At 77.7% G+C, this 7,464-nt stretch carries 7 protein-coding genes; 4 read left to right on the top strand and 3 right to left on the bottom strand.

Going from position 1 to position 7,464, the window contains the following annotated elements:
- Both ACME2J_RS21555 and ACME2J_RS21550 read right to left on the bottom strand, forming a co-directional pair.
- Positions 1 to 4,284 (bottom strand): type I polyketide synthase (locus ACME2J_RS21555; RefSeq protein ID WP_495547008.1); only part of this gene is annotated, 4,284 nt, incomplete at its 3' end.
- The gene (locus ACME2J_RS21550) at positions 4,236 to 4,847 is read right to left on the bottom strand and encodes a 4'-phosphopantetheinyl transferase family protein (protein ID WP_495547007.1); all 612 of its coding nucleotides are present in this window, start codon (positions 4,845 to 4,847) and stop codon (positions 4,236 to 4,238) included. The genes ACME2J_RS21550 and ACME2J_RS21555, both read right to left, overlap by 49 nt.
- Positions 4,848 to 4,927: 80 nt before the next feature.
- On the opposite strand from ACME2J_RS21550, the gene ACME2J_RS21545 reads away from it, so the two are divergent.
- From ACME2J_RS21545 to ACME2J_RS21530, 4 genes are read left to right on the top strand one after another with little or no spacing between them, the layout of a single operon-like run.
- The gene (locus tag ACME2J_RS21545; RefSeq protein ID WP_495547006.1) at positions 4,928 to 5,425 is read left to right on the top strand and encodes a CinA family protein; all 498 of its coding nucleotides are present in this window, start codon (positions 4,928 to 4,930) and stop codon (positions 5,423 to 5,425) included.
- A gap of 4 nt (positions 5,426 to 5,429) precedes the next feature.
- Entirely contained in the window at positions 5,430 to 5,768 is a 339-nt protein-coding gene (locus ACME2J_RS21540; RefSeq protein WP_495547005.1) for a hypothetical protein, read from the top strand.
- A gap of 31 nt (positions 5,769 to 5,799) precedes the next feature.
- Positions 5,800 to 5,970 carry a hypothetical protein gene (locus ACME2J_RS21535; protein ID WP_495547004.1) on the top strand — a complete coding sequence of 57 codons (171 nt, stop codon included), beginning with the start codon at positions 5,800 to 5,802 and terminating at the stop codon, positions 5,968 to 5,970.
- Positions 5,971 to 6,025: 55 nt separating this feature from the next.
- Positions 6,026 to 6,766 (top strand): hypothetical protein, encoded by a 741-nt coding sequence (locus tag ACME2J_RS21530; protein WP_495547003.1) that lies wholly within the window; start codon positions 6,026 to 6,028, stop codon positions 6,764 to 6,766.
- Between the two features lie 24 nt (positions 6,767 to 6,790).
- On the opposite strand, the gene ACME2J_RS21525 is transcribed toward ACME2J_RS21530, so the two are convergent.
- On the bottom strand, positions 6,791 to 7,464 hold a 674-nt coding region (locus ACME2J_RS21525), incomplete at its 5' end, for a hypothetical protein (RefSeq protein WP_495547002.1).

Here is a 7,464-nt window from a genome sequence, read left to right as displayed (position 1 = left end):
GAACGACGAGACGCCCGCGCGGCGGCGCCGCGGCCCGGCGGGCCAGGGCGCGGCCTCGGTGAGGAGCGCCACCTCGCCGGAGGGCCAGTCGACGTGGGGCGTCGGGGCGTCGACGTGGAGCGTCGGCGGCAGCGTCTCCTCGCGGAGCGCCATCACCATCTTGATGACGCCGGCGACCCCGGCCGCCGCCTGGGCGTGACCGATGTTCGACTTGACCGACCCGAGCCGCAGGGGTCCGTCCGCGCGGTCGCGGCCGTAGGTCGCCAGGAGCGCGCCGGCCTCGATCGGGTCGCCGAGCGTCGTGCCCGTGCCGTGCGCCTCGACCGCGTCGACGTCGCTCGGCGCGAGCCCCGCGTCGGCGAGCGCCGCCCGGATGACGTGCTCCTGGGACGGGCCGTTCGGCGCGGTGAGCCCGTTGCTCGCGCCGTCCTGGTTGATCGCGGTGCCGCGCACGACAGCGAGGACGCGGCGCCCGTGGCGGCGTGCGTCGGAGAGGCGCTCCAGGAGGACGAGACCGGCGCCCTCCGCCCACCCCGTCCCGTCCGCCGCCGCGGCGAACGACTTGCAGCGGCCGTCGGCGGCGAGCCCTCGCTGGCGCGCGAACTCGACGAACATGCCCGGCGTCGCGAGGACGGTCGCGCCTCCGGCGAGGGCGAGCCCGCAGTCGCCCGCGCGGAGCGCCCGGCACGCGAGGTGGAGGGCGACGAGCGACGAGGAGCAGGCGGTGTCGACGGTGACGGCGGGGCCCTCGAGGCCGAGCGCGTAGGCGACGCGGCCCGACATGACGCTCGTGAGCGCGCCCGTGAGCCGCAGCCCCTCGAGCTCGGGGGCGTCCTGCGGCTGGAACGAGCCGTAGTCGGCGGTGCTCACGCCGGCGTAGACGGCGGTCGGCGAGCCGGCGAGCGACGTCGGGTCGATCCCGGCGTCCTCGATCGCCTCCCACGCGGTCTCGAGGAGGAGCCGCTGCTGCGGGTCCATCGCGAGGGCCTCGCGGGGGCCGATGCCGAAGAAGCCGGCGTCGAACCCGGCGGCGTCGTCGAGGAAGCCTCCGCGCCGGGTGTACGTCGTGCCGGGGTGGTCGGGGTCGGGGTCGAAGATCGACTCGACGTCCCAGCCGCGATCGGCGGGGAAGTCGCCCACCGCGTCGGCCCCGGTCGCGACGAGCCGCCAGAGGTCGTGCGGCGAGGAGACTCCGCCCGGATAGCGGCAGGCCATCCCGATGATCGCGAGCGGTTCGTCGGCGCGGCCGCGCGCGCGGCGGCGCGCCGGGCGGCGGGACGTCTCGCCCGCCGGCTCGGCGGGGGCCGGGACGAGGTCGCCCTCCGCCGCGTCGAGGCGGTGCGCGAGGAACGCCGCGACCGCCGCGGGCGTCGGGTGGTCGAACGCGAGCGTCGAGGGCAGCTCGAGCCCGGTGAGCGTCGTGAGGCGACGGCTCAGCTCGACGGCGGCGAGCGAGTCGAAGCCGAGGTCCTTGAAGGCCCGGTCGGCGGGGATGTCCGCGGCGGCCTCGTGGCCCAGGACGGAGGCCGCCTGGGCGCGGACCTCGCCGACGAGCTCGGCGGTCCGCTCCGCCGACCCGAGCGCGGCGAGCTCTGCGCTGCGGCCCGCAGGCGCAGACGCGTCGTCGTCCGTCTCCTCGCCGACCCAGTGACGGCTGCGGTGGAAGGCGCACGTGGGGAGGTCGACGCGCCGCGCGCCCGTGCCGGTGAACGCGCGCGCCCAGTCGACCGCCACGCCACGCGCCCATGCCTCCCCCGCCGAGAGGAGGACGCGGTGCGGGCCGCCGTCGCCGCGCCGCATCGTGCCGACCGTGATGACGTCGGCCCCCGCGTCGCGGGCGGTCTCCTCGACGGCCCACGTGAGGACGGGGTGGCCGCTGCACTCGATGAAGGCGCTGACGCCGTCATCGAGGAGGGCGCGGACCGTCTCCTCGAAGCGGACGGGACGGTGGAGGTTCTCGTACCAGTGGGCCGCCCCGAGCTCGGGACCGCGGACGCCCGCGGCGGTCGTCGTGGAGAGGAGCGGCACCGTGACGTGGCGCGGGGCGATCGGCGCGAGATCGGCGAGGAGCCGCTGCTGCACCGCCTCGACCTGCGGCGAGTGGGACGCGTAGTCGACGGCGACGCGGCGCGCGCGGACGCCGTCGGCCTCGCAGCGGGCGGCGATCTCGCCGAGCGCCGCCGGGTCACCGCTGAGGACGACCGAGGCGGGCCCGTTCACGGCTGCGACCGCGACCCGTCCGCCGTACGCCGCGACACGCTCGCGCGCCCTGGCGGCGGGAAGCGCGACGGCGAGCATGCCGCCGCTCCCGGCGATCTCCGCGAGCGCGCGGGCGCGAAGGGCGACGACCCTGGCGGCGTCGTCGAGCGAGAGGGCGCCTGCGACGTGCGCCGCGGCGATCTCGCCCTGCGAGTGCCCGACGACGACCGACGGCTCGACGCCGAGGCGACGCCAGTGCGCGGCGAGCGCGACGTGCACCGCGAAGAGCACGGGCTGGACGACGTCCACCCGATCGAGCCACCCGGTGTCCGGGCCGCGGAGGACGTCGACGGCCGAGACGCCGAGGAAGGGCCGCAGCGCCGCGTCGCAGGCCTCGAGCGCCCCCCGGAACACCAGCGACGCGTCGTGGAGCGCCACCCCCATCTGCGGCCACTGCGCCCCCTGGCCGGGGAAGACGAACGCGACGCGCCGCTCGGTCCGCGCCGTCCCCCGGACGACGTTCTCCGCCGGCTGCGAGCCGGCGAGCGCGTCGAGGCCGGCCCGGCGCTCCTGCGCCGTCGCGCCGACGACGACCGCGCGCTCGCGGAGCGCGGCGCGGTGGTCCGCGAGCGTGAGCCCGATGTCGGACGGGTCGGCGTCGGCGGCCTCGGCGCGCGCGGCGAGTCGCGCCGCCTGGCCGGCGAGCCCAGCGGGGGTGCTCGCCGACACGACCCACGGCACGGCGGCAGGAGCGGGCTTGGCTCCGAGCCGCCGCGGGGCCACCTGCGCGGGCGCGGCCGTCAGGACCGCGTGGCAGGTCGTCCCGCCCACGCCGAACGACGAGACGCCCGCGGCGATCGCGTTCTGCGGCCACGGCTCCGCGGCCGTGAGGACCCGCACGCCGAGATCGTCGAGCGGGATGCCGGGCGGCGGAGCGGAGAAGTGGAGGCTCCGGACGAGCTCGCGGCGGTGGAGGCAGAGCGCCGCGGTGAGGATCCCGGCGGCCCCGGCCGCCCCCTCGAGGTGCCCGATCCGCGCCTTCACCGAGCCGACGGCGAGCGGGCGGTCGCGGACCGCGCCGTACACCGCGCCGAGCGCGGCGGCCTCGACCGGGTCGCCCGCCGGGGTGCCGGTCCCGTGCAGCTCGACGTAGCCGAACTCCCGGGGATCGACCCCCGCCCGGTCGAGCGCCGACCGCAGGACGCGCTCCTGGGCGGCCGCGCTCGGGGCGGTCATGCCCTGCTCCCCCGTCCCGGTGCCGGTCGCCGTCCCGTCGATGACGGCGTAGATCCGATCGCCGTCGGCGACCGCCGCGTCGAGCGGCTTGAGGACGAGCACGGCACCGCCCTCGCCGCGCACGAAGCCGTTCGCGCGCGCGTCGAACACCCGGGCGCGGCCGTCCGGCGAGAGCGCGCCCGACTCCGCGGCGCGCAGGCTCGAGTACGGGGAGAGGATGAGGTTGACGCCGCCGGCGATCGCGGTCGTCGCCTCGCCCGACCGCAGGCTCTCGCACGCGAGGTGGACGGCCGCGAGCCCGGAGGACTGGCCGGTGTCGACGACGAGGCTGGGGCCGGCGAGGCCGAGGACGTGCGAGACGCGATTGGCGACGATGCTCCGCCCGACGCCCGTCATCGCGTGCCGGCCGCCGGCGTCGTCGCCCGCCTCGGCGAGGACGTCGGCCCAGTCGCCGCTCGTCATGCCGAGGTGCACGGAGACGGGCGCGCCGCGGAGGGCGGTCGGCGGGATCCCCGCATCCTCGAGGCCCTCCCACGCGAGCTCGAGCGCGAGCCGCTGGTGCGGGTCGGCCGCGGCGGCCTCGCGCGGCGAGAGCCCGAAGTGCGCGGCGTCGAAGAGGTCGACCCGCTCGAGGAACCCGCCGGGCGGGAGGAGCGCCGGGTCGCCGTCCCACGCGCCGAGCCGATCGGCGGGGAAGGGCGAGATCGCGTCGTCCTCCTCGTGCAGGAGCCGCCAGAAGCCCGCCGGATCGGCGGCCTTCGGGAGGCGGCACGCGAGGCCGACGATGGCGATCCGGGCGGCTACGACACCACCACCGCGGTCGCGAGGAGCCCGTCGCGGCGCGCCCACCGCCCGTCGACGTGCCCGCCGGGGCCGAGCCGGGCGGTGAACGTCGCCTCGCCGATCTCGACGTGCGCGTCCGCGAAGCCGAGCGCCTCGCCGGTGAGCGCGAACCAGGCCTTGTAGACGGACTCCTTCGCGCTGAAGAGGACCCGCTCGAGGTGCGGGGCGAGCCCGGTGCGCTCCGCCGGGGCGGCGACCGCCCCGAGGACGCCGCGCGGGAGCGGGAGGTCCGGCTCGGCGTCGATGCCGATCGCGCGCACGTCGGCGGCGCGCGCGACCGCGCAGGAGCGCAGGCCCGGGCAGTGCGTGATGCTGCCGACGACGCCGGCGGGCCACAGCGGCTCGCCGCGCGGGCCGCCGCCGATCGGCACGGCGGGGATGCCCAGGTCGGCGAGGGCCTCGCGCGCGCACGCGCGCGTCGTCGCGAACTCGGCACGCCGCGCGGGGACGGCGTCCGCGACGAGCGCGCGCTCCTCGGGGAAGAGCGGCACGTCGGTCCGGTCGTCCGTCGTCGCGACGACCCGGACGGCGTCCGGCAGCAGCGCGGCGATGAGAGCGGCGGGAGCCACGATGGGCATCGTACGTCGCGTCCGCGCGGCGCGGTGCGGGCGGCCGGGGCCCGCCGCGGCAGGACGGGTACGGTGACCTCGTGCTCGAGACGCCGCTCACCGAGACCGCCTCCCGTGTCGCCGCGCTGCTCGTGGCGCGCGGCGAGACCCTCGCGACCGCGGAGTCCTCCGCCGGCGGGCTCGTGTCGGCCGCGATGCTCTCGGTCCCGGGCGCCTCGGCCTACGCGCGCGGCGGCATCGTCATCTACACCCTCGACGGCGTCGAGACGATGCTCGGCGGCGCGGTCGACCTCGATCCCGGCCGGCGCGGCGCGACCGAGCGGCTCGGGCGCTTCCTCGCCGCGGCGGCCGCCGCCCGCCTCGGCGCCGACTGGGGCGTCGGCGAGACCGGCGCGACGGGACCGAGCCCGAACCCGTACGGCGATCCCGCCGGCCATGCGTGGGTCGCGGTGTCCGGACCGGGCGGCGTCCTGCGCGCCGAGCACGTCCTCACCGGGTCGGACGACCGCGCCGCGAACATGCAGGCGTTCGCCCTGCGCGCGCTCACGCTGCTCGAGGCCGCGCTGCGGGAGGCGTGAGCCGATGAGGATCTTCGGCCGTCTCTTCGGACACCGGCGGCACCCGGTCCCCGAGCCGAGCGCGGACGACGTCGCGCGCGTCGACGTCGAGGCGATGATCGGCACCGCCCGCGAGCGCGGCGACCGCCGGACGGATCCCGAGGTCGTGGCCGCGCTCGTCATCGGGGCCGACGTCACCGCCGACCGACACCCCGACGAGGACCTCCGCCTCCGCGCCGCCGCCGCGAGCCTCGCCGCCCGCGACTGGCTCGTCGCCCGCGTCGGCGAGGACGAGGCGGCGCAGCTCCTCAGCGTGTCCGAGGGGCCGGTCGGCGAGGACGGGCGCACCGTCCGCGGCCGGTGAGAGCCCTGCCCGTCCCGGGTATGGAGTGGATATGCCGGGCTGGATCTTCGTCTCGCTCTTCCTCGCCGCGATCGGCGTGCTCACGCTCGTGCTCGGCGGCTCCGGGGCGCTCGCGCTCATCGCGCTGCTCGCGGCGGTGATCTCCGCCGTGGCGGGCGCGATCGTGCGACCGGACCGTCAGGACGCGGGCCGGGCGGGCTGAGGGGGCGCCGGGACGCTCGTGCAGGCGACCGGCGAGCGACGGGTAGCGGAGGCCGATGTCGCTCCTCGTCGACGCCACGGGCCGCGTGACGGGCGCCGTGCTCGCAGCGGCCGCCTTCCTGCGAGGCGGGAAGGCCGTCCATCCGCACGGAGCCGTGCACCGCGCGCGCGTGCGGATCGATGGCGTCGGCGCCGCGCCACGAGCGCAGATCCTCTCGACGCCGGCCGAGCACGACGCGATCGTGCGGTTCTCCCGGTCGATCGGCGTCCCTCGGCCGGTGCCCGATCTGCTCGGGATGTCGCTGCGGATCCTCGACGCCTACGGCGAGGACCGCCCTCAGGACCTCATGCTCGTCACCTCGGTGGACCGGCCGGTGCTGCACCACGTCTTCGTCCCGGCGCGCGACGTCCAGCAGCGGGTGTACTCATCGTCGCTGCCCTACCGGGCGGACGGGAAGACGTTCCTCATCGGCGCGCTCCCGCGACCGGACTCCCCGCGCCCCGATGGCGACGACGAGCTCGACCGCCTCGACCGCGCCGCGCAGACCGGAGACCTCCGCTTCACCCTCGCGGTCGCCCCAGTCCTCGGACGCTTCGCGCGCGTCGGCGAGATCGCGATCGGCGAGCGACTCCCGGCCGTGTACGACGCGACGCGGTTCCATCCGTTCAACACCGGGAGCGACCTCGAGCCGGCGGGCGTCCTCAACCGCTTGCGCGACTCGGCCTACCCGATGTCGCAGGCCGCGTGGGACCGGCGTCGGCACGCGCCGCCCTCGCCGGTCGACACGCAGCGCTGAACGTGCGCCGGCCTGGGCGCCAGGTCAGCGGCGCGCGAGCGGCGGCGGCGCGCTGGGAGCCGGCGGCTGTTGAGCGGGGCGCGCGGCGCGCGGCCGGGCGGGGCCCTTGGTGTGCCGGACCGGGGTCGTCTCCTTCACGATCTCGATCGCGAGCTCGCGCAGGCGCTCGGTCGCGGCGAGGAGCCCGTCGCCCCTCGGCACGGGGATCTCGTCCGCTGCGGTGTACGCCTCGACGACGCCGAGCAGGCTGCCCGCCTCATCGCGCAGCGGCACGAGGACGACGTTGCGCAGGCCCGAGCGGGCGGCGGCGCGCAGGCGCGGGCACTCGGCATCGGCGTCGCAGGTCGTCCGCGACGGGGTGGTCGCCGTCGCGGCCGCGCCCGTCGCGCCCTCGCCTTCGGTGACCTTGGCCTGCCAGGACACGGTCTCGAACGCGTCGAGGTCGTCGTCGACGACCCATGCGCCGGCGCACTCGAGCTCGCCAGGTCGGGGCGAGCGGCAGAAGAGGCCGATCGCGTCCCAGCCGAGCTTCTCTCCCAGCGGAGCCGCTGCCGCCCGCAGGAGGCCGCGGACGTCGCGCTGGCCGCGGCGGCGGTCGGCGAGGAGGGCGAGGGCGCCGTCGAGGTCGGTCGGGCGGGATGGGCGAGGCCGGGCGGGGTGCGTGGGGGTCGCGTCGTCCGCGCCGGGCGCGGCGTCCA

Source organism: Paraconexibacter sp., assembly GCF_059438195.1.
Note: the sequence above shows the minus strand (reverse complement) of the source record. Positions and strands in the feature narration are given on the sequence as shown.

What these genes read in the sequence shown, in the direction of transcription:
- ACME2J_RS21540 (WP_495547005.1), top strand. Translation starts at nt 5,430, where the DNA reads ATGAGGATCTTCGGCCGTCTCTTCGGACACCGGCGGCACCCGGTCCCC.
- ACME2J_RS21535 (WP_495547004.1), top strand. Translation starts at nt 5,800, where the DNA reads ATGCCGGGCTGGATCTTCGTCTCGCTCTTCCTCGCCGCGATCGGCGTG.
- ACME2J_RS21530 (WP_495547003.1), top strand. Translation starts at nt 6,026, where the DNA reads ATGTCGCTCCTCGTCGACGCCACGGGCCGCGTGACGGGCGCCGTGCTC.